General features: G+C 40.8%; 18 protein-coding genes and 1 pseudogene. 14 read left to right on the top strand and 5 right to left on the bottom strand.

The window, feature by feature from the left end; all coding sequences use genetic code 11:
• Nucleotides 1-492 precede the first annotated feature (492 nt).
• The 6 genes from D0466_RS16655 to D0466_RS16630 all read left to right on the top strand — a co-directional run bounded on the left by D0466_RS16655 (nucleotide 493) and on the right by D0466_RS16630 (nucleotide 7,950).
• Nucleotides 493-1,137 (top strand): LytTR family DNA-binding domain-containing protein, encoded by a 645-nt coding sequence (locus D0466_RS16655; RefSeq protein ID WP_117323679.1) that lies wholly within the window; start codon nucleotides 493-495, stop codon nucleotides 1,135-1,137.
• Between the two features lie 136 nt (nucleotides 1,138-1,273).
• Entirely contained in the window at nucleotides 1,274-2,794 is a 1,521-nt protein-coding gene (locus D0466_RS16650) for an acetyl-CoA hydrolase/transferase family protein (protein WP_117323678.1), read from the top strand.
• 711 nt (nucleotides 2,795-3,505) lie between these two features.
• On the top strand, nucleotides 3,506-4,306 hold the full coding sequence (locus D0466_RS16645; protein ID WP_117323677.1) for an SDR family NAD(P)-dependent oxidoreductase: 801 nt from the start codon (nucleotides 3,506-3,508) through the stop codon (nucleotides 4,304-4,306).
• A 770-nt stretch (nucleotides 4,307-5,076) separates the two neighbouring features.
• The gene (locus D0466_RS16640; RefSeq protein ID WP_117323676.1) at nucleotides 5,077-5,856 is read left to right on the top strand and encodes an SDR family NAD(P)-dependent oxidoreductase; all 780 of its coding nucleotides are present in this window, start codon (nucleotides 5,077-5,079) and stop codon (nucleotides 5,854-5,856) included.
• Nucleotide 5,857: 1 nt separating this feature from the next.
• Complete coding sequence (locus D0466_RS16635; protein WP_117323675.1) at nucleotides 5,858-6,844, top strand: aldo/keto reductase; 987 nt, start codon at nucleotides 5,858-5,860, stop codon at nucleotides 6,842-6,844.
• 584 nt (nucleotides 6,845-7,428) lie between these two features.
• Complete coding sequence (locus D0466_RS16630) at nucleotides 7,429-7,950, top strand: YbaK/EbsC family protein (protein ID WP_117323674.1); 522 nt, start codon at nucleotides 7,429-7,431, stop codon at nucleotides 7,948-7,950.
• Between the two features lie 301 nt (nucleotides 7,951-8,251).
• Here D0466_RS16630 and D0466_RS16625 read toward each other — a convergent pair whose 3' ends face one another.
• Complete coding sequence (locus D0466_RS16625) at nucleotides 8,252-9,421, bottom strand: pyridoxal-phosphate-dependent aminotransferase family protein (protein ID WP_117323673.1); 1,170 nt, start codon at nucleotides 9,419-9,421, stop codon at nucleotides 8,252-8,254.
• Nucleotides 9,422-9,938: 517 nt separating this feature from the next.
• Between D0466_RS16625 and D0466_RS16620 the strand changes: the two genes are divergently transcribed.
• On the top strand, nucleotides 9,939-10,916 hold the full coding sequence (locus tag D0466_RS16620; protein ID WP_117323672.1) for a ring-cleaving dioxygenase: 978 nt from the start codon (nucleotides 9,939-9,941) through the stop codon (nucleotides 10,914-10,916).
• A 47-nt stretch (nucleotides 10,917-10,963) separates the two neighbouring features.
• Here the strand turns inward: D0466_RS16620 and D0466_RS16615 are convergent, their stop codons facing one another.
• The gene (locus D0466_RS16615; RefSeq protein ID WP_117323671.1) at nucleotides 10,964-11,863 is read right to left on the bottom strand and encodes a TetR/AcrR family transcriptional regulator; all 900 of its coding nucleotides are present in this window, start codon (nucleotides 11,861-11,863) and stop codon (nucleotides 10,964-10,966) included.
• 185 nt (nucleotides 11,864-12,048) lie between these two features.
• Between D0466_RS16615 and D0466_RS16610 the strand changes: the two genes are divergently transcribed.
• The 6 genes and pseudogenes from D0466_RS16610 to D0466_RS16585 all read left to right on the top strand — a co-directional run bounded on the left by D0466_RS16610 (nucleotide 12,049) and on the right by D0466_RS16585 (nucleotide 19,569).
• A complete protein-coding gene (locus D0466_RS16610; RefSeq protein WP_117323670.1) occupies nucleotides 12,049-13,557 on the top strand; it encodes a DHA2 family efflux MFS transporter permease subunit in 1,509 nt (502 codons plus the stop codon).
• Nucleotides 13,558-13,622: 65 nt separating this feature from the next.
• Entirely contained in the window at nucleotides 13,623-14,231 is a 609-nt protein-coding gene (locus D0466_RS16605; protein ID WP_117323669.1) for a methyltransferase, read from the top strand.
• Between the two features lie 281 nt (nucleotides 14,232-14,512).
• On the top strand, nucleotides 14,513-15,406 hold the full coding sequence (locus D0466_RS16600) for a 50S ribosomal protein L11 methyltransferase (RefSeq protein ID WP_158555929.1): 894 nt from the start codon (nucleotides 14,513-14,515) through the stop codon (nucleotides 15,404-15,406).
• Between the two features lie 879 nt (nucleotides 15,407-16,285).
• A complete protein-coding gene (locus tag D0466_RS16595; protein WP_117323667.1) occupies nucleotides 16,286-17,167 on the top strand; it encodes a hypothetical protein in 882 nt (293 codons plus the stop codon).
• A gap of 165 nt (nucleotides 17,168-17,332) precedes the next feature.
• Nucleotides 17,333-17,536, top strand: a pseudogene (locus D0466_RS16590) (oxalate/formate antiport family MFS transporter); the annotation flags it as partial.
• A gap of 848 nt (nucleotides 17,537-18,384) precedes the next feature.
• On the top strand, nucleotides 18,385-19,569 hold the full coding sequence (locus D0466_RS16585) for an ABC transporter substrate-binding protein (protein WP_117323666.1): 1,185 nt from the start codon (nucleotides 18,385-18,387) through the stop codon (nucleotides 19,567-19,569).
• Between the two features lie 304 nt (nucleotides 19,570-19,873).
• Here D0466_RS16585 and D0466_RS16580 read toward each other — a convergent pair whose 3' ends face one another.
• Complete coding sequence (locus tag D0466_RS16580) at nucleotides 19,874-20,077, bottom strand: hypothetical protein (RefSeq protein ID WP_142919941.1); 204 nt, start codon at nucleotides 20,075-20,077, stop codon at nucleotides 19,874-19,876.
• Nucleotides 20,078-20,388: 311 nt separating this feature from the next.
• On the opposite strand from D0466_RS16580, the gene D0466_RS23375 reads away from it, so the two are divergent.
• Nucleotides 20,389-20,517, top strand: a complete 129-nt coding sequence (locus tag D0466_RS23375; protein ID WP_267897400.1) for a hypothetical protein — start codon at nucleotides 20,389-20,391, stop codon at nucleotides 20,515-20,517.
• Between the two features lie 66 nt (nucleotides 20,518-20,583).
• On the opposite strand, the gene D0466_RS16575 is transcribed toward D0466_RS23375, so the two are convergent.
• Entirely contained in the window at nucleotides 20,584-21,015 is a 432-nt protein-coding gene (locus D0466_RS16575) for a hypothetical protein (protein WP_199484582.1), read from the bottom strand.
• A gap of 17 nt (nucleotides 21,016-21,032) precedes the next feature.
• Nucleotides 21,033-21,383 carry an ASCH domain-containing protein gene (locus D0466_RS16570; RefSeq protein ID WP_117323663.1) on the bottom strand — a complete coding sequence of 117 codons (351 nt, stop codon included), beginning with the start codon at nucleotides 21,381-21,383 and terminating at the stop codon, nucleotides 21,033-21,035.
• Between the last annotated feature and the right edge of the window lie 89 nt (nucleotides 21,384-21,472).

Genomic DNA, 21,472 nt, shown 5'->3' with positions numbered 1-21,472 from the left:
ATTGGTCAAACTTTTTTTCAATCGATTCGTAACGGTTTTCGACAATAGTTCTTTTTTCTTGCAGAAATCTCTATAGTAATCTATGGTATTCCTTTGCTCAATATGCCCCCCTGTATAGCTGATTCTGCTCGCTTGTGCAGCTCATCCAGATCCCAATAACCATCATCGTGCCCTTAGGACGTTTCATTTTATTTTTACACTGAAAATGAATGTTTCAGCTTCATCTTTAATAGATCTTTTCACCTGAACAAAGTAGCAGGTTATGAAAAAATATATCCTCATAGTTTTGTTGGAAGCATGCAGCAATTGTTTTTATGCCATAATATTCGTGCAGTTTGGATTCTCTCTCAGATATTTTGGAATTCGCCAATTCGCTTATTGTTTTTACCTTGCTTCAAGCCTTAAGACATCCACAAGACATAGAAACTGTGACAAAAAGGATGTAAAATAATACTAGCTTTGAAGACTTTTACATCATGGAAGGTGCTGAAGATGGAAAGTATAACGGTTGTTTCGCTTTTAGACGTGATTGGCGAATTGTTTTCAGATGAAATATCCATTGCTGTATCGAATACCAAGGAATATATTTATTACCGGCCAAGTAAACGGATTGATCTCAAAATTCGGCCGGGGGATCCTGTTAAGGAAGGGACCATCACTTATAAAGCATTAATGACCAATCAAAAAGTCTCTGAATTTATTAACCGGGACGTGTTTGGGGTTCCATATCACGGCATGGCTATGCCATTTCTGAACGAAGGAAAGCTGGAGGGTTGCGTAACGGCTATCTTGCCTGCCTTAACAGATGGAAAATCGGTTGTTACGATAAAGACCAATGATGGATGGATTCCGATTCCTTTTTCGCGGGTAACCTTCATAGAGTCAAAAGATAAAAAGACTTTTGTTCACACCGAAGGCTCCTCAGGCATCCATAAAAATTCGCTCCAGGAATTTGAATTCATGCTGCCAAAGGATTATTTTATCCGATGCCATCGCTCATTTATCGTGAATGTGAATCATATCAAGGAAATTCTTCCTGATACACATTCCACGTTTTTATTATCGATGGATAATGGGCACAGCGTACCTGTAAGCCAATCCTATTCCAGCTATTTTCGTAAACTACTGGGATTTTAAAGCCGAAATATGCTGTATCAGGAGTTTAATTTGCTGGTTTATCTGAATTTTTCGTAATTTATCACCTATTTCCAATCTCATGAACGATTTTGGGTAAAATGAATTTATATTCACTTTTTGAGAGAGGGATGGGTTAATGGAGAACTTTATTGAACGTATAAGAGACCATCATCTTCGGAATCGTGTAGTAACAGCTGAAGAAGCTGCGTCCTGGATTCAAGACGGCATGACATTGGGATTGAGCGGTTTTACACGTGCAGGTGATGTAAAAGCGGTCCCATTCGCCTTGGTCAAACGCGCCGAAAAAGAAACATTTAAAGTGAACGTGTTTACAGGAGCATCTTTAGGTTCCGATGTTGATAAAATGTTTGCGGAAGCTGGCATCCTGGGCAAGAGGCTTCCTTTCCAAGCCGATCCTACAATGCGCAAGGGGATTAATCAGGGCGACTTTTTATTCGTGGACCAGCATTTGTCCCATACCGCTGAATTAGTGCGTTCAAATGTTATGGACCCAATCGATGTTGCAATATTGGAAGCGGTTGCAGTGACTGAAGATGGAATGGTCATCCCGACTACGTCAATCGGGAACTCGTTATCCTTTGCCCTGAACGCGAAGTCCATCATCATTGAAATTAACCTGGCCCAGTCCACGGAACTTGAAGGATTGCATGATTTATATGAACCAAGGAAACAAGGGGAAAGGGATCCAATTCCGTTAAAGAATGCCGATGATCGTATTGGCTCTGCTGGAATACCCATTGATGTTGAAAAAGTGAAAGGAATCGTGTTTACGAACCAGCCGGATTCTCCCTCAACGATTGTAGCCCCAGATGAGGAAACGGTGATTATGGCACAGCACTTGATTGGATTCCTGCGGAAGGAAATAGAAGCCGGCCGGTTGACCGAACGTCTAGCCCCGCTTCAATCAGGAATCGGATCCGTTGCAAATGCCGTTTTGCATGGAATGCTGGATTCAGAGTTTGAAGATTTAGAGGTATATTCGGAAGTATTGCAGGATGCGGTTTTTGATTTAATGGATGCGGACAAGGTCCGTTTTGCGTCTTGTTGTTCCATTACTCTTTCAGATTCAAAGATGCAAGAGGTGTTCTCGAATTTTGGAAAATACCGTGACCGTTTAATCATGAGGCCGCAGGAAATTTCCAATCATCCTGAAATTATCCGCCGGCTCGGATTGATTTCCATTAATACAGCATTAGAACTGGACATCTATGGAAATGTGAATTCGACCCATGTGCTGGGAACGAAAATGATGAACGGAATTGGCGGATCCGGCGATTTTGCCCGGAATGCCCGTCTTGCGATATTTGTGACAAAATCAATCGCCAAGGATGGAAAAATATCCAGCATTGTTCCCTTTGTCTCCCATGTGGACCACACTGAGCATGATGTGGATGTCATTGTCACTGAGCAAGGGTATGCAGACTTGCGGGGGTTGGCACCAAGGCAACGGGTTGAATTAATAATCGAACGCTGTGTCCATCCTATGTATCGTAAACAGCTGTGGGAGTATTATCAGGAAGCCCTCACAAGAGGCGGTCAAACCCCTCATGTGTTGGAAAAAGCCTTTTCCTGGCACACGAATTTTGCGAAAAACGGTACCATGCTTGAATCTGCCGCTGTTGCAGAAACTATATAATTTATTAACAGATATTGAGGTTTTCCCGGGTGGAAAGCCTCTTTTTTATGGGTCTGAATAGCTATATAACCAATGGGGTTATAGGTTATTTTTTCTAGATATATAATTTTTGGTTGGCATCATATTACTATTTCATGGAAAATATAGCGACCATCCTTGAGAGTGAATGAAATATTCAATTAAAATGAAATCAAACCATTATTTTACAGGTAAAAATATATCGTCTGAATCAAAGATATATCTATTGGGCCGCACTATATTGGCTACATCTAAGATATATCAGCTAAAACGGTTATAGGCTTTTCACTGTTTTGACAATCGGGCTGCTTTTTTGAGGCCTACCTTTGACATTCTTTCATCTATTAAGCTTTGGAGCGATGAAACCAAACCATCCGCTGCTCTGAAAAAACTTGACCAGATTCCAAGGAATTGTTAAGGACCAGTTCGCAAAAGCCCAGCAGATGGTAAAAAAACTGGGCAGAAAAATAGGGCAAATGTAGGTGCCGGTTAAGATTCGTGTTCAATCTGCGTCTATTGGGACTGGATTAACATTAATCATCGGAAACGTGTCTGCATTTTTTTCAGAACACTTAAGTTTATCATTTGATTACGTATAAAGAATATGACTAAATGAATAGAGAATGGATTATTGCTCCAAGAACGGGACATTAATTTCCATATACATAGAAAATAGAAAGGACTGATTATGAAATGAAACTCGAATTGGAAAATAAAACGGCACTTGTTACAGGAGGAAGCAAGGGGATTGGGAAAGCCATTGCCCTGGCGTTTGCTCAGGAAGGTGCAAACGTAATCATATGTGGACGCGGAAAAGAGGCATTGGATGAAGCCAAAAAAGAGATAGAGGAAAACGGCGGAAAGGTCCTTAGTGTGCAGGCCGATTTGTCGAAGCAGGAGGATGTGGATCGTCTTATTTCTGAATCGATAGGCCGTTACAATACCATTGATATTCTTGTTAACAATGCAGGGGTGGCGAGTGGCTTTGATGACTTTGAATCCCTGGACATTGAGGACTGGCAGCGTCTTTTTGATATAAATCTTTTTGGGACCGTACGCGTCACAAAAGCCGTTATCCCATATATGAAAAAAGCGAAATTTGGGCGGATCATTAACATTTCCTCGGAATCCGGGGTGCAGCCGGATCCATTCATGCCGCATTACAATGCTTCTAAAGCGGCGCTGATCAACTTTACTAAAAGTTTATCAAAAGCATATGCCGATCAGGGGATTTTGGTCAATACGGTTTCTCCTGCCTTTATCATGACGCCGATGCTGGAGAACTTATTGAAAGATAACGCCGAAAAGCAAAATATCTCTTATGAAGAAGCTACACAGCAATTTCTGAAGGAAAACCGGCCGCATGTAGAAGTAAAACGTCCCGGAACAGTGGAAGAAGTGGCTTCAGCTGTTTTATTCCTGGCCTCAGGCAAGGCTGGTTTTATTAATGGAGTGAACCTTCGCGTAGACGGCGGGTCGGTAGCAAGTCAATAATCTAATTGTCTATAATAAAAATGAGGCACATTTCATGTGAAACGTGCCTCATTTTTATCCATGCTTTCAATAGAAAAGATTGATATTCGTATGTAGATGATTTATTTCGACAATATTCGAGGCAGTGACAGGCACCCGAAGAATTTAAAAAAGGGGAATGACTATTCGTGGAAAATACTCTGTCCCATCGAATAAAAATGGTAGTGATTCTTTAAAAAATAATCTGTGGAATATCATGGTCATATAGCAATGTCACAGTTATTCCATTAGGAAAAACCCTTATTTTTTATTTGATCCTAACATAGGAGCTTCTCCGCAAAGCTTTCCGTAATTCTCCATAGATTCAGATAAAAGTTTAATGATTTTTTTCATTAGTGGTTGCCTCCTTGGGAGTTTTGTTATGTTTTTATTATGATACAAGATATGCCTTTTAAGCAAAGCCTTTGAAAACGTAAACATTTCCTTTGAAAACGTAAACATTGCCATTGAAAGCGTCCATCATTTGGTTTTTACTCACTATTTCTTGAATTTTCTAGTAATGTTTATTTTCCTGCTTTTAACGTTTTTCACTAAAATAGGATTTGGTTAGGAAATGGGGATCGAAGATTAATCAAGTACCATTTTTAAAAAATATCATTAATATCAATTTTATCAAAGGATTGATAAGTCAATACTATTAAGCGGAATATAGGGTTAGGAAGAAACTTTTTTTAAAAAAACCCAATGACATTAGGGTAAAAGTTTAATGTTCTCTTAAGGGAGGAATAAAAATGATAGGTGAATTAACCAATCAGCGCATTATTGTTACAGGCGCATCAAACGGTCTGGGTTTTGCGATGACAAAAGCTCTGCTTAAGCAAGGGGCGACCGTCGCCTTGGCTTCCCGCCCGGGTCCTAAGCTATCTAAGGCAGTTCAGCAATTGAAAGAACAAGGTTTTGACGCTGTAGAACTGGGCATGGATGTCCGTTCGGAACAATCCATTGAAGAAGCGGCAGCATGGGTTAAAAGGGAATGGGGAAGAATTGATGTTCTCGTTAATAACGCCGGGATTGGGATGAAGACGGTTAATCCAAATTTCTTAACAGAACCTCAGCCTTTTTTTCGTGTTCCTCCGGAAGGTTTTCGTGATTTGATGGATACGAATGTAACAGGTTATTTTTTGACGTCACGCGCTTTTGCCCCTCTTATGGTGCAGCAGGGGAAAGGAAAGATTATTAATATTTCCATGAATTACGAAACAATGAAACGAAAGGGCTTCGTACCGTATGGCCCGTCACGTGCCGCAACAGAATCCCTCTCATTTATCATGGCTGAGGATTTAAAGGAATATGGTGTAACCGTAAACATGCTTCTACCGGGGGGAGCTACAGTAACAGGGATGATTCCTGATGAGGTCAGGGAGCAGCTTCAAGGGAAAGTCACGCTGCTTGAGCCAGGGGTGATGGCAGAACCGGTTGTGTACCTGGCTTCCGAAGAATCAAACGGGATCACCGGGGAACGAATTGTAGCAGTGGATTTTAAAAAATGGTTGGAAGAAAGGGGAAATTGATATGGAAAAACGGAAATTGGGTTCACAGGGTCTTGAAGTTTCAGCGCTTGGATTAGGTTGTATGGGCATGTCCGATTTCTATGCAGGCCGTGATGACGACGAGTCGATCAAAACGATCCAATATGCGCTCGAGCTCGGAGTGAATTTCCTGGATACTGCTGATATGTACGGTGTTGGCAGGAATGAAGAATTGGTTGGCAGGGCCATAAAGGATCGGCGTGACAGTGTTATTGTCGCAACGAAGTTCGGAAACGTCCGGGGAGAGGACGGCGCTTTTTTGGGAGTCAACGGGCGCCCCGAATATGTGAAACAAGCCTGTGACGCCAGTTTGCGCCGTTTAGGGTTGGATTATATTGATTTATATTATCAGCATCGGGTTGACCCGGATACACCAATTGAAGAAACCGTAGGTGCGATGGCAGAACTGGTTGCTGCAGGAAAGGTTAAATATATCGGATTGTCCGAGGCTTCGCCTGCAACCATTCGAAAAGCACATGGTGTCCATCCGCTTTCCGTGCTTCAAACGGAATATTCACTATGGAGCCGCGATGTGGAGGATGAAATCTTGCCGACTATCAGGGAACTTGGAATTGGGTTTGTGCCGTACAGCCCATTAGGACGAGGTTTCTTAACTGGTCAGATTCAGAAGTTTGAAGATCTTGCAGAAGATGATTACCGCAGGTTTTCACCGAGATTCCAGGGAGAAAATTTTGATAAGAATATTCAACTAGTTGAACAAATCAAAGAGATAGCAAAGGAAAAAGGCTGCGAGGCTTCTCAGCTGGCTCTGGCATGGCTCCTTTCACAGGGGGATGACATCGTGCCGATCCCTGGTACAAAAAGAAGAAAATACTTGGAGGAAAATGTCGGCGCTCTAGACCTGAAGTTGACCGAAGAGGATCTGAAACGCATTGACGAGGCAGCACCACAAGGGGCAGCAGCCGGCTTGCGATACCCTGAGGCCGGTATGAAGGGTGTGAATTTATAACTATCGGGTTCAGGTAGTTTCCCAAGCTATGAAAGCAGGCATAAAGTCTGGTTCTGAAGTGTTCAGAACTTCGAAAACCATGTGTAAATTCATTTGCAAAAAATCTTTGCTTGCGCAACTATAACCCATACTTCGCAACTAATACGCTGCTTTCGGAACCAAGCCAGAAATCCCGAAGCAAAGAAATTCGCAATAAAAATGGATATGTCCTTCGCTCTACGCCATATAATAGCAATTTTACCCTCGAACGTCATATGATTGTCGAGGGTTATTTATACATAAGAACAAAGCGGGAGCAAGGGAAAGCACCAAGGAAAACAGGCCATGGTACCAAAAGTCAGGGAATGCACGAAATCAAGAGAAATAATCATAGGATGAGGCAGTTTAAGACCCGCAACAAACAACTTTTACTCGCCTAAATTCCGGCTCTTCATCCTTTATATCTCCGCTGAAGGACATTTGCCGTGCTTGATATCTGGATATGTCCTTCATGTAAGGGTTTTAAATGAGTGGACCTTTTTGCTCTATCATATTATAGAATGATATCATTTTATGTAGTTATGGTAGAGAAAGGATGAGCTGGTTTGTCATTAGAAAGTGTAAAAGGCCATTTTAAACAGTGGAATCGCGAAACAGATGTGATGGAGTTTATTACATCAAGTGCTACGGTGGGACAGGCTGCTGACACAATTGGCGTCATCCCTGCGCAAATCGCGAAAACGCTGTCGTTCAGGGGAGAAGGGGACAAAGCAATTTTGGTTGTCGCTGCAGGCGATGCTAAAATCGACAATAAGAAATTTCGGGATACTTTCCATTTTAAGGCCCGTATGCTCGAACCTGACGAAGTACTGGAGCAAACAGGACATGTAATCGGCGGCGTTTGTCCTTTCGGATTGGCAAGGGAATTGGATGTCTTTCTCGATGTATCGTTAAAACGATTCGCAGAAGTTTATCCCGCCTGTGGAAGCGTTAACTCTGCAATCAAATTGACATGCGATGAATTATACGAATATTCATTTGCGAAACAGTGGGTGGATGTTTGTAAGGGATGGGTAGAAGGAAAGGAACAGGAACAGGAGCAGGCATCTTCAACATCGATAATTTGAGCCAGGACCTGAAATCCTGTAAGGAAGAGGACCAGTTTTGGCGTGAATCGTACGATATTTTGTGAAGGCTTATATGGAAGATCCCCTGCATAGCTAGAATAAGAAAATATCCCCATGTGAAGTTTAGTTGACATGGGGATTTCAATGTATAATCCGAATTTGTAGGTTAAGACTTTTCGGTATTATGCAATAACATAGTGATTCTTATATTTTGAAACGAATCTTTGTTGATAGTCGGAAGCACCTCTTTCGAATGATGCCGGTGACTTTTCCTGGTATACTTTTATTTTGAATTTTTTTCCTACACTGTGCGTGCAGACGAAAACTCTTTAAAGCATTCCACTGCCTTTGACGGATCAACCGAATAACCCAGCTCGTTCATCGTTTCCCCAATCAATACAATGGCTCTTTCCAGCATACGTTCAGTGGTATTGCCCATATGGCCGATACGAAACGCCTTTCCTGCCAAATGAGCGAGCGCTCCGGCGACAATGAGACCTTTCTTGGCAAGAGCAGCACGGAACGCGGCATCGTCCATTCCTTGCGGATAGAGAATGCAGCTGAGTGTGGCAGCAGCAGCATCTTCGGCAGCTAAAGCATTCATCCCATATACAGCGAGTGCAGCTCTTACTGCTTTACCGAATGCTGAGTGGCGCTTATATCTTTTTTCCAATCCTTCCTCCAATACCAGTCGCATTCCTTCTTCCAATGCATAAATGAGGTTTACTGGCGGAGTCGCAAAATACTTTTGGGGATCATTCATGATTGGGATCCAATTGTATATATCACAATAGTAGGCCGGCACATTCTTAATTTGTTCCCGGGCGGCCAAGGCAGTTTTGTTAAAAGCTACGATAGCCAGGCCTGGAGGCACACCAATGGCTTTTTGGGAACCGGTAAGAATGACATCGATTTTATGGTCAGGATCGCCATATGCCTTGCTCATATCTTCTTCCATCGCGGCCGTTGCACAGACGCCATCGACAATGGCGAGTGCCCCGTGCTTTTTAATGATTGGGACAAGCGCATCCAAATTGGCCGCGACGCCTGTTGATGTGTCAGCATGGGTAATCGTAACCGCTTTGAAGTCTCCATTTGCTAGTTTCCTCTCTACCTCATCCGGATTGACCTGCTTACCCCATTCAGATTGGAGTACGTCTACCTCAATGCCAAAAGCTTGCCCCAATTTAATGAAACGATCGCCGAAATAGCCGTGGCTGATTACTAAAAGCTTTTCCCCTGCCGCTATGGTATTGACAAGTGCCATTTCCATCGCCACTGTTCCGGAGCCGGCAATAACAAACACTTCGCCGTCTGTTTTTAACATATCCTTTATTTTCTCAATCGAACTCCGATAAATAGCGGCAAATCTCGGGTCTGTGTGACTCCGTGTTTCCCCCGCCAGCGCATCATAAATGGAATCGACGACTGGTGTTGGTCCAGGGATGAGCAGCATCTCTTCGTTTCTCATTTTTTATCCTCCCAAGTGACTTTAATGAAATAAATGGGAAAACCCATTTCCTAACCTAACTATTTCTTGATTATTCTGTAAAAACCCTTTTTCTTTCTCTTCATAATGAAAATTATTTATGACAATTTTAATCAGCAAAGAAAAATTTTGTAAGAGTTTTGCTGCATGTTTTTTCCTTTCATATTCTATTGATTATTGTCCTGTCGCAGCAAGAACGTATGTATTATATAAAAGAAGGATGTTACCTTATAGCTATCGTTCAAATTTAATAAAAAATAATATATTGTATAAAAACTCCAAGGATTATTATTTTGGGGTTTCACTATAATATTAAAACAGGGTCGAACAACTAGAAGCCATTATCCAACCCATGTTGGCGAAATCGGTAACGTATTGACAGCTGCCATTATAAAATGATATATTTACTTTGAATTAAAGATATTTTAAATTGAGATAATGATAAAGATAGTGCTAAATAAATGGACACAACTTTGAGGAACAATTGGAGGATACAATAATGAACGGACTAAAAGGAATCCATCACGTAACAGCCATTACAAGCAGTGCAGAAAAGAACTATGAATTTTTCACATATGTGTTGGGAATGCGTTTAGTGAAGAAAACCGTTAACCAGGACGATATCCAAACGTATCATTTATTTTTTGCGGATGATACAGGCAGCCCGGGTACGGATATGACGTTCTTCGATTTCCCTGGCATCCCGAAAGGCGTTCATGGTACAAACGAAATTTCGAAAACATCGTTCCGTGTGCCAAATGATGCTGCTTTGGATTACTGGGTGAAGCGTTTTGACCGGCTGGAAGTAAAGCATACCGGAGTTAAAGAGCAATTTGGCAAAAAGACACTTTCTTTTGCTGATTTTGACGACCAACAGTACCAATTGATTTCTGATGAGAACAATGTGGGGGTTGCCCCCGGTACACCATGGCAAAAAGGGCCTATTCCTCTTGAATATGCGATTGCCGGTTTAGGGCCAATCTTTGTCCGTGTCGCTAATTTTGATTATTTCAAAGAAATGATGGAGAAAGTTTTGTTATTCAAAGAAATAGACCAAGAAGGTGAATTCCACTTATTTGAAGTTGGAGAAGGGGGAAATGGTGCCCAGGTTATTGTGGAATATAATGCGATTCTCCCCGAGGGAAGGCAAGGTTTTGGAACCGTTCACCATGCGGCATTCCGTGTGGAGGACCGCTCTGTATTGGAAGAGTGGATTAAACGTATGGGAAGCTTTGGATTCCGAACGTCCGGTTTTGTAGATCGCTTCTTTTTTGGATCATTGTACACCAGAGTCGCACCACAAATTCTATTTGAATTTGCGACAGACGGACCGGGATTCATGGGAGATGAGCCGTATGAAACACTTGGGGAAAAATTATCCTTGCCACCATTTTTGGAACCTAAGCGTGAACAAATAGAAAAAATGGTCCGCCCAATCGATACAGTAAGAAGTACTAAAGAATTTGTTAAAGAATAATAAAGTGAAAGCTCATCCTTGCTATTTGAGGATGAGCTTTGTTGATTTTATGATGTTTCCTCTATCTGGCTAAAGAAGACAGCAACCAGTCGTTCCAGATTTTGGAGGATTTCTTGTTCAAAAGAAGGTTCGCACCCCTTCAAAGATAAAAGTGCACTTTCCACCAGGAATTTCCTGGGTTCTTTTGAGTTTAATAGTTCTTCCTGTACAAAGTCCAGCAAGTCTAAATATTTCGACTCTTCATTATTGTTTTTTATCTGTTTTTTTAATGTTAATACAGTATGATATAGCTGCTGTTGGAATGCCGGGCCTGGATTTTTGCTGTCCGGCAGCCAATGATCTAATAGTTCAGGCGGAATCAATTGATCACCTGATTGGGAAACTTCTTCGACCATCTTCATTATTCGCTCAACACTATAACGCACGATTTGGTTGATACTGGCATTTGATTCAGGGACTATAGCTTGATATTTAAGGTTTTGGTGTAATATTCCCATGAACATAATGGCACAATCCAACAAGCAAGGTCGTTTGTTTTCGCCGAAGATGTCGATGAACCGAAGGAATAACCAGTGCAAAATCCTCATCTGGCCTTGTTTTATAAATTGTTTAAGGTCAGCATCATTTAGTATGAGTACTTCTTCAAAAAGAGAAATTAATTTATTTGCCCTGTTTGTATTCAGGTGCAATTCGATTTGCTTTATAAAAACATCTATATCGGAAGGGTCCTGGCCAATCAGCAACTCGTTGCGATCCTGCTCCAGCTGTTTATAAATCGTTTTAATGAGAGTGATTAGCAATTCATTTTTTGAGGAAAAATAATTATAAAAGGTCCCTTTAGAAATGCCACTATAGTCCAATATGTCCTGAATGGAAGTGTTTTGGAAACCTTTATCTGTAAATAATTGGTGGGCCATCTTGATAACATGCTGCTTCCTATCGTTCATATAATCACCTTTGTTGTTTGTTGTACTGCCTGTATAACATCCATAGTACATGATTTAAAACTATTTAACAAACCCCGTTAAATAAGAAGATTTTTGTTTTGCAAAATTTAGACCGATGGTATATGATATGGTTTGTGTGAAATTGCGGTATAATAATTTGAACCAAAAGTATATAGGGGGTACCAATGGACCATACAAAAAAAGAAACCAATCGACCGCCATACGGCATTCTTGCTGTCCTGATGATTGGGGCGTTTATTGCTTTTTTAAATAATACATTATTAAATATCGCGCTGCCTTCTATTATGAAGGACTTGGATGTTGTCGCTTCAACCGTGCAATGGCTCACTACTGGATTTATGCTGGTTAATGGAATTCTGATCCCGACAACTGCATTTTTAATTCAAAAATATTCTGTGCGCCGTTTATTCTTAGTAGCGATGGGCCTATTTACTGTCGGAACGATTATAGCCGGCATCGCCCATACTTTTCCCATTTTATTAGCGGGCCGTATGGTTCAGGCATCCGGTACTGCCATCATGATGCCGCTGTTAATGAATGTCATGTTAGTGAGTTTCCCGATTGAAAAGCGGGGAACTGCGATGGGGATCTTCGGCTTAATTTTAATGTCTGCACCCGCAATCGGCCCGACGTTATCGGGATGGATCGTGGAACATTATGATTGGAGAATGCTTTTCCATTTTGTAACTCCTATTGCGGCTGTTATCTTTTTGAGCGGCGTTTTATTGTTGAAGGATAAAAAAGAAAAAGTGGATATCAGGCTTGAGACATTTTCACTTCTGTTATCTAGCGTGGGCTTTGGCGGTTTATTATATGGATTCAGTTCTGCCGGAAACAGAGGGTGGGACAGTCCTCACGTTTTTCTAGCGCTAATCGCCGGGGCCATTGCTTTGGTTTGGTTTATATTGCGCCAATTAAGGCAGGAAAGTCCTATGCTTAATTTCAGGATATTTAAATATCCAATGTTTTCTTTATCATCAGCGATAACGATGGTCCTTAATATGGCCATGTTTTCAGGTATGCTTTTACTTCCGATCTATGTGCAGACAATCCGGGGGATTTCTCCATTTGACGCGGGGTTGATGCTATTGCCAGGGGCAATCTTGATGTCTCTTATGTCTCCCATTACAGGAAGATTATTTGATAAGTTTGGAGGCCGGATATTAGCAATCGTTGGATTAGCGATTACCACTATCACGACCTATTATTTAAGCACACTAACATTCGACACTACCTATACTTATTTAATGATTTTACATGCTATTCGGATGTTGGGTATATCAATGGTGATGATGCCTGTTTCGACAAATGGCTTAAATCAGCTGCCGGCGCGCTTCTATCCACATGGTACGGCCATGAACAATACATTAAATCAGGTATCTGGGGCCATTGGTACGGCATTGCTGGTCACAGTAATGTCGAACCGGACGGAAACATACGCCGAGGAAATGGCTGCCGATGCCATGAAACATGCGGCTGGCCAGCCAACAGCGGCAGCACTGGCTGAAATGAAACAGCAAATTGCCATGAAAGCCATGCTGGAAGGCATTAATGATGCGTTCTTTGTGGCGACATTTATTGCTGCCGTTTCATTGATTCTTGCCTTCTTTATTAAACGTGCAACACCAGCGGAAGATACAATAACGGAACAACCTTCCCACAACAGAATGTAACGATATATCACGAACGTGGGCAGGCACTCGAGTTTTTGAGTGCCTTTTTCAATAGGAGTGAATCTATGAAGGAGAAAGAAATTGACAAATTACTGAACATTAGAACAGAAGGGGACCAACAAGGGTTCAATAAGTCGTTTCATTATCATCGATATGAACCGACACCTTATAGCGCGCTGGAACAATTATTCAATGAATATGAATTGAAAAGCAGTGATCGCATCGTGGATTTCGGCTGCGGAAAAGGACGATTGGTTTTTTACATCCATTATTTGTGCAATGCCACCGTCTCTGGCATAGAAATGAACGAGGAACTATATATTGCAGCCAATGAAAATAGATCCAGTTATTTGAAAAAAAATAAAAAGAGTAAAGATAAAATTCATTTCCAATTTGGCCTTGCGCAAGACTATCAGATTGATCCGTCTGACAATCGTTTTTATTTTTTTAATCCGTTTTCGATCCAGGTATTTATGACTATCATCAACAATATTTTGCTTTCAGTGGAAAAGGCAGAGCGGGACACAGACCTGGTATTATATTATCCGTCAGAAGATTATATCTATTTTTTAGAAAACCAGACCGCTTTTGAATTACAAAGGGAAGTCAAGATGACCGATTTATATGAACGTGACGCTGACGAGAGATTTTTAATTTATGGATTGGGTTCATAAAGGACCATAACATGGAATCAGGCAAGGTAAATGTCCTTCTTTATGTGAAAAAGGAGATAATCTGGGAACTCACGATATCCATCAATTGCATAAAGTTTTTCCTTACTCCACTTAAAATTTATTTGCGCCCTGCATTAAATAAAAATGTAAAGAATGTCTGGATGGAACGCCAGGTGGTTCAGGTATAATAAGAGGGTCGAATAGTATGCTATAGGATTTACCATTAGGATAATACATGCCACGCATACTAAATATTAAGTGTTTAAGTTAGGATGATTGACATGTTGCATGAATTTACAATTTCATTAGTACACAATCAAGTGGATGAAATCATGGAAAAGCTAACCCTGCACGGATATTACAACTTATATTACGAGCAACCGATCGAACAATTTACAGAGGAAAATGGGTATGGATTTCATGAACGATTGAATACCGATGTTGACTTGAAGATTATATTGGAAGAAAGCGAAGAAAGGCCTGTCCATGTTGAACAAGCAAGGAGAGAGATTGCATCCATTTTAAAGGTCGGGAAGGAAGCGATCCACTATCAGTTTATCACAACACAAGATTGGCAGCAGCCCTTCCCTATTATTGATCTTCAAAACGGTTGGTATATCAAGCCTGCTCATTCTGAGGAAGACATTCAAGGACGTGTCATCTCCTTTGAACCGCCACGGGCTTTTGGGTCAGGGTTGCATGGAACAACCCAAGATTGCCTGCGATTTATCTTACGGGAGGATTTGCGAGGAAAAAAAGTATTGGACCTTGGCGCAGGGGCGGGTTTGTTAAGTATAGCATCAGCCCTTGCCGGCGCTGAACAAATAGTGGCTGTCGATATAGAAGATGTAGAATCCGAAGTGTTATACAATGCCGGGCTAAATAATGTGGAAAACCGTATTTCAGTTAAACAAGGTGATGTACTGTATTCAGGCCTTGAATTGGACGGGTTATTTGATTGGATTTTAGTAAATATCGCCGCAAATGAAATCAAGGAATTACATGCTTTTTTAGATTCCCATCTTGTTGCAGGTGGCAAATTGCTGTTATCGGGCATGGTGGAATGGAATTATGAAGAGACCCTGGCGTTATACATAGAAGAAGATTATGAGGTTGATCAAATTTCACACTCCGATGAGTGGGTTACTGCCTTATTAAAGAGCAAAAAGGAATGAAATACAGCCTTAAGAACGATAGAAGCGGCCTCAAACCAAAAAATGCTGAATAATCACTTAAGATGGTAATTGGTGGATAGGATTAAAGCCGTACGGTTTTTTTGATTATAGATTTGTTGTGGAAAATCTGTTTTGATGAGGTATCTGCGTTTTTCTGCGGAAACTATTTTTGAATCGATAAGTTCGGTGTTTCCTGGCAGCTTAATCTGCCGAACTAGAATAGGTACGGCTAAGCAAAAATCTTAAAATGACGCACAAGCAATTGACTGGATGTCTTACGGAAACACATAAAAAATTGGTTTACAGTCATAATCTATTTAGCATTTTACCTAGCGCTACGACATTATTTTGGGTTTTTACCATTAAATAGAAGATGTGAAAGTAACCTGCTGCCTTACACTATCATTATTAAAGCTAAGGGGGTTGCTTTTTTTGTGCCAAGGTTGTAAGAATCAGTAAAGGCATGTACAGAATAATTAACAAACGTGGATCCATCGAATAGGAGTTTTAACTGAGGTAATCAATATCCTGGAAAATGGAATAACTTGAAAAGTCTATTCACTTGATAAGATATTCTTAGGGTTAATTCCTTGAATGATGAATGAGTATCGTCTCGATCATAGATGAGGGAGTAGATAAGGTACCATAAAATTGCACATGATTTTTCTTTTTGGCAACCTGGATAATATCTGGCTTAACAAGTCGTTATTTTGGTTTTTTTATATACCGGAAAAATGGGAAATTGATATAAAAATAATGGTTTTTCTACCGAATAAAACTAAGGAGAACGTATTTTCTATATAGTTTTCCAGGTCATTGTTCCACTTAAACAATTCCTGGATTATGGTCTCTATAGCATTTTAAAACGGGAGGAAGAAAATGAAGAAAAAAAAATTTAGGTTTTATGCCGCTGTATTGTCCGCTTTCATAGGGATTTATGCTCTTACTTTAGCAGCCATTGCAAGACCGGATGTTGAAGCGAGTACAGTCTCAACCCCTATTCATACTTTAAAGTTCAGTAACAAAGTTCAAGTTAAAACTCTGTTTTACCCTTATCGTGATCCTGCGAAAGTGTCCAGTAAGGAAGCTAAGGGTTTACAAGGAATTACAGTGGACAACAGCAGCAATATTTATTTAACTTATGTCACTGGCGACAAATACCGTTATGGGTACATCTACAAATACAACAAAAAAGGGACCTTGTTGAAAAAAAGTAAACGTCTTACAATTGGCCACGGCCAAGCGATCTCATATAAAGATGGTTCTCTTTATCAACTGGCAGATGTGAGAGGACAATCAAACTACACACTTCAAAAAATCAATCCTAACACTTTAACTGTTGAAAGGGCATGGAAGGTTCCTTCCACTATTCATCCGAATGTTATGGCTATGCAAGACCGCAATACTGCCATTGCGATTTCAAAATCTGGCGATGGATACGATATTAATAAAATTCATCTGGGGGCCGGGAAAGAAGCAAAAAGAGACTGGCGTGAAAAAATTCATATCAGAGGACTTATTGGAAAAACACCTGGCAAAGAAATACAAGGCTTTGCCATTGGAAACGGCCAATACTATTTACTCTCAAATGGTGAGTATATCACTTTTAAACCTGATGGAACAAACATTAAAAGCGTTTTATTGAACACAAAAAGAGAACCCGAAGGCATTGCCATCGAAAAGAATGGAAAAATTCTAATTACATTCAATAAATTAAATGAAGTATTCATCCAAGAAGGTCCCACTGGTTCAAAACGGTAATCTTGGACCTGAAATGAATTGATTGGTAAAACGCTCATCCTAAGACAATTGGGGTGAGTATTTTTTTACAGGGAAAAAATGTTGCTGGTAAATCACCATAACACTATTATTTCTTATCTTTTGTGACACCTTAGATTATAAACCGGACGAAAAGAGGAGATCGGAATGAAAGCATGGAAAGGGAATCGTTGGCTGATCGTGCTGGGAACCGTAATTGTGCAGATGGGTTTAGGTACAATCTACACATGGAGCTTATTCAACCAACCTTTGGTGGAGCGGTTTGGCTGGGAATTGAGCTCGGTTGCGATAACATTCTCTGTTACGAGCTTTGCATTGGCGGTTTCCACACTGTTTGCCGGTAAACTGCAGGTCGAGGGAGTTTGATGGCGGATGAGACGCAGTTCTTGTCTGATAATTTTTTTTCAGCCGGAAGGACGGATATTTTCAATAGTAATCAAGAGAAGGTTGGTGAGTTGTATTTGAAGAATCCTTTTCATCAGACATTCATGTCTTGGATCCGAATGGAAGCGTTGTTGTAAGCGGGAGGTTTGGCACCTTTAGCAATAAGTGGAGAGTACGGATCGAGAGTTAGGAGAATTGAAGGAGAAGTTTTCTCTCTCCAAAAAATACTACTACGAAGCTTATGGACGTGGGTTATATGATATTCATGCAGAGGCCTTTTCCCAGCTTTATGAATTTTGGGTGAGCAATCGAACCTGGCGGGAAAGTTCGAAAGGGTAAGCCTCGCCAGCTTTTTAGCTAACAAACTATAGTGAAAAGTTTACTGCGAAGAAATTGATTGCTGTTGTAAAGGGGGGAAATGCAACCAGAAGCGGAGACGGAGCAGCAGTGCGTCTACCTGATGATTAGCAGTAATCCAAGTAGTTTGCTAGTTTACATAGATTTAGCATAATAGGATTTACTGGTATTAAAAGTAGATGGAACAGGATGGGTGAAATTTTCAGTGTTGAGGGAATGATAGACTTGAATGTTTTTCAGAAACGGCTAAATGGGGAATCAAACATAATCTTTTCTATATATTGCACAAATATATCAATTTTGTGATTGGTATATTTTTACCTTCAAATTCAGAAATATTATAATATTAAAATTATACTAGACTATAGAGAAAAATTGTTTTACAATACTATTTATTCATCAGGGAGTTCTACACCTGTATTTATCAGAAAAATCAGACACAAGGGAGAGTCATTTCTATGAAGAAAAAATTTACTAAGGTCCTTTTGGCTTCCACACTAATGGCCGGGATATTGGCCGGTTGTTCCGGAGCTAAAGAAAGTTCAGGAGGAAGCGGAAGCGGCGGCGACACGATTAAAATCGGGGCTAACCTGGAATTATCGGGGCAAGTGGCTTCCTATGGAGAGTCAATTGCTCAGGGCTTGGATATTGCTGTTGAGGAAATCAACAAAGATGGCGGCATTGATGGCAAGAAGATAGAAGTTGTTAAAGCAGATAATAAGTCAGAGGCTGCAGAGGCTACAAACGCTGCAATCAAGCTGACCAGCCAGGATAAGGTAACTGCCATAATCGGGGCAGCCACCAGCGGAAACACACTGGCTCAGGCGCAGATCGCAAAAGATAACAGCACAATCCTGCTATCTCCATCAGGCACAGCTCCAAACGTGACTGTCGGAACGGATGGAAAAGTTAACGAATTCGTTTTCCGAACTTCTTTCATTGATCCATTCCAGGGAACTGTTGCCGGAAATTTTGCGGCCAAAGAGTTGAAGGTGAAAACAGCGGCCATTTTTGCGGATAATGCAAGTGATTATGCTAAAGGACTGGCGGCTTCTTTTAAGGAAACCTTCGAAGCAGCAGGCGGTAAAGTAGTTTCGGAAGAAGCTTATATGGCTAAGGATACGGATTTCCGTTCTACATTAACAAGAATCAAAGCAAAAAAACCGGAATTCGTTTTTATTCCTGGATACTATGAAGAAGTAGGCTTGATCATCAAGCAGGCCCGTGAGCTGGACATTACGGTTCCATTTATGGGGGCTGATGGCTGGGATTCTCCAAAGCTGGTGGAATTAGCCGGAGCTGATGCTCTAAATAATACTTTCATCACGAACCATTACTCTTCCGAAGATCCTGATGAAACGATTCAGAAGTTCGTGGATACTTACAAAAAGAAGCACGATGGAACTTCCCCTAACGCTTTCAATGCACTTGGCTATGACTCCGTTTATTTATTGGCAGATGCAATCAAGCGTGCGGGAAGCACGGACTCAGACAAAATTAAAGATGCACTTGCAAAAACAAAAGATCTATCCCTTGTATCCGGGGTAGTCACAATCGACGAAAACCACAATCCAATTAAATCAGCAACCGTATTGGAATATAAAGACGGAAAACAAGTCTTCAATACAAAAGTAAATCCATAAAATAAGAAATAAACTGGGACATTTTCTCCCAGTTTATTTTTTATATACGGGAGCATAGCTAAGTGGCTTTTAAAAGTGATATCAACAAGTTTGGTTGTGATATGTTTGTGTTCATATTTAACAAATCAAGGTTTAAATCAAAAATTGTCGATGGTTATCAATAAAGTTGGTGGTGATATCAACAATCACCGGTTATATCAACAACTTTGCTGATCATGTCGACATTTGTCCGTTATACCAACAATTAAAGCGGACATTCATGAATTTAAGATGAACCCCTCCTGGACTCCTTCCAAGAAAATTATTACCGATATAGATCCCCATCAAAATACTCACGATGAGTATTTTCAAAAATCCCCTCGTTCAACATCGTCGCATTTTGGTCATCAAGGATGACAGGACCACGGCCTCTTGAACCAATTTCCGGGTGTTCGTTTCTGTTTGTTGGCAAACTTTCAACATTTACAGATGCATCTTTCGTGGAATGTGCTTTTTTCTTGCGTTTCATATATCTGCGCCGCCTGTCTGACATAAGTTTCACTCCTTTCCATAAGATACCCCTATTAACTTCCCTCATAATAAAAGCAATATAACTAGAAAAATTACCTCATTTTTAAATTCATATTCTTTTCAGCTTCCATTTTCACAAAAATTTGGGAGTGGTAGGTACTCAAGAAGTTCATACTAAGGGATAGTGTATTTGGAAGTGGGTAAAAAAAAATGGCCACAGTAATTGTAGTTATAAGGAAGCTGTATTGGAAACCGTTTCATCCAATATGTTTCACATGAAACTGTATCGAATGGGAGGTGAGTGGAGGAATGAACATCATGCATATGTATTATCTTTCATCGGCATTAGGAATTTTGGCGATAGCTGCGAGCTTTTTGATGCTGTACTTAACGGATGGGAAGCGGGAAACCCTTGTTGATAAAGAAACTAATGAGTAGGGAATATTAAAAGCCTTGTCATTCAATAAAAGACAAGGCTTACATTATTGTGCCAATAAATGCTATTTACCATAAATCCGGCTTTCCAACCATAAACCAAAGCATGGCCAAAAGGAGAATGATATATATCCAAATGGAGCGAGTTAGTTTCTCTGCAAGAACTCTCCTGTTTTGGCCTTCTTGATTAAACTTCTGGAGTGTCGGGGAAAATGCCCGGGCCAGAAAGAACAGGGAGCAAAACAGGATAACCAGTGTCATTACAATCCATGGTGTACTCCACGTCCATGGACCCGAAACAACGAGCAGGATTCCCGTCCCGACCAGCACGTGCCCGGAATGCTTGGCGAGCCTCACAACAAATCGAAATGTCTCCAGATAGCCATCCACTTGCATATGCCCCATGCGCAGTTTTTTTGCAATGGGAAGCAAAATAAAGAAAGGGCCGATTGAAACGATTACGCTTATAACATGAACATAGATTAAAAGCCGGTACCAAATATCCATTTCGTTGCCTGTTATTCGTCAACCCGGCTGAATTCATGCACCCAGACTTTCATGTGCGGAAGCCAGGGCATACCAGGATGAAACGACAAAATGGATTGCTTGTATTCTTCTACGGTCTTATATCCCTCCTGGCGGGCGTCTTCATCTGTCAATTCACCAAGCGACTGGGAATATACACGATCCACGACGTATTTCTTATCCTTTAATACCATGATCTCTCCGACATCAGCATATCTTCCATTCCGGCGTGTAGCTTTTTTCTTGCCTTCTATTACTTTGTTAACATCCTCCGGCACCGTTACAAGCCGATCAATCGAGCATGTTTTCGGCGGCAATGACTCATGATGTTCTTGATTCTTCATCAAAACAACTCCTTCATCCCTTATCCCATTAATTTATCATAATTCCAAAAAAACGAATACCTTGTAGTTATTTGTCGCACAAATAACCT

Source organism: Peribacillus glennii (assembly GCF_003429105.1).
In the GTDB taxonomy this organism is placed as follows: domain Bacteria; phylum Bacillota; class Bacilli; order Bacillales; family DSM-1321; genus Peribacillus; species Peribacillus glennii.
This window is presented reverse-complemented; position numbering and strand designations above follow the sequence as displayed.

What these genes read in the sequence shown, in the direction of transcription:
- D0466_RS16655 (WP_117323679.1), top strand. Translation starts at nt 493, where the DNA reads ATGGAAAGTATAACGGTTGTTTCGCTTTTAGACGTGATTGGCGAATTG.
- D0466_RS16650 (WP_117323678.1), top strand. Translation starts at nt 1,274, where the DNA reads ATGGAGAACTTTATTGAACGTATAAGAGACCATCATCTTCGGAATCGT.
- D0466_RS16645 (WP_117323677.1), top strand. Translation starts at nt 3,506, where the DNA reads ATGAAACTCGAATTGGAAAATAAAACGGCACTTGTTACAGGAGGAAGC.
- D0466_RS16640 (WP_117323676.1), top strand. Translation starts at nt 5,077, where the DNA reads ATGATAGGTGAATTAACCAATCAGCGCATTATTGTTACAGGCGCATCA.
- D0466_RS16635 (WP_117323675.1), top strand. Translation starts at nt 5,858, where the DNA reads ATGGAAAAACGGAAATTGGGTTCACAGGGTCTTGAAGTTTCAGCGCTT.
- D0466_RS16625 (WP_117323673.1), bottom strand. Translation starts at nt 9,421, where the DNA reads ATGAGAAACGAAGAGATGCTGCTCATCCCTGGACCAACACCAGTCGTC.
- D0466_RS16620 (WP_117323672.1), top strand. Translation starts at nt 9,939, where the DNA reads ATGAACGGACTAAAAGGAATCCATCACGTAACAGCCATTACAAGCAGT.
- D0466_RS16615 (WP_117323671.1), bottom strand. Translation starts at nt 11,863, where the DNA reads ATGAACGATAGGAAGCAGCATGTTATCAAGATGGCCCACCAATTATTT.
- D0466_RS16610 (WP_117323670.1), top strand. Translation starts at nt 12,049, where the DNA reads ATGGACCATACAAAAAAAGAAACCAATCGACCGCCATACGGCATTCTT.
- D0466_RS16605 (WP_117323669.1), top strand. Translation starts at nt 13,623, where the DNA reads ATGAAGGAGAAAGAAATTGACAAATTACTGAACATTAGAACAGAAGGG.
- D0466_RS16600 (WP_158555929.1), top strand. Translation starts at nt 14,513, where the DNA reads ATGTTGCATGAATTTACAATTTCATTAGTACACAATCAAGTGGATGAA.
- D0466_RS16595 (WP_117323667.1), top strand. Translation starts at nt 16,286, where the DNA reads ATGAAGAAAAAAAAATTTAGGTTTTATGCCGCTGTATTGTCCGCTTTC.
- D0466_RS16585 (WP_117323666.1), top strand. Translation starts at nt 18,385, where the DNA reads ATGAAGAAAAAATTTACTAAGGTCCTTTTGGCTTCCACACTAATGGCC.
- D0466_RS16580 (WP_142919941.1), bottom strand. Translation starts at nt 20,077, where the DNA reads ATGAAACGCAAGAAAAAAGCACATTCCACGAAAGATGCATCTGTAAAT.
- D0466_RS23375 (WP_267897400.1), top strand. Translation starts at nt 20,389, where the DNA reads ATGAACATCATGCATATGTATTATCTTTCATCGGCATTAGGAATTTTG.
- D0466_RS16570 (WP_117323663.1), bottom strand. Translation starts at nt 21,383, where the DNA reads ATGAAGAATCAAGAACATCATGAGTCATTGCCGCCGAAAACATGCTCG.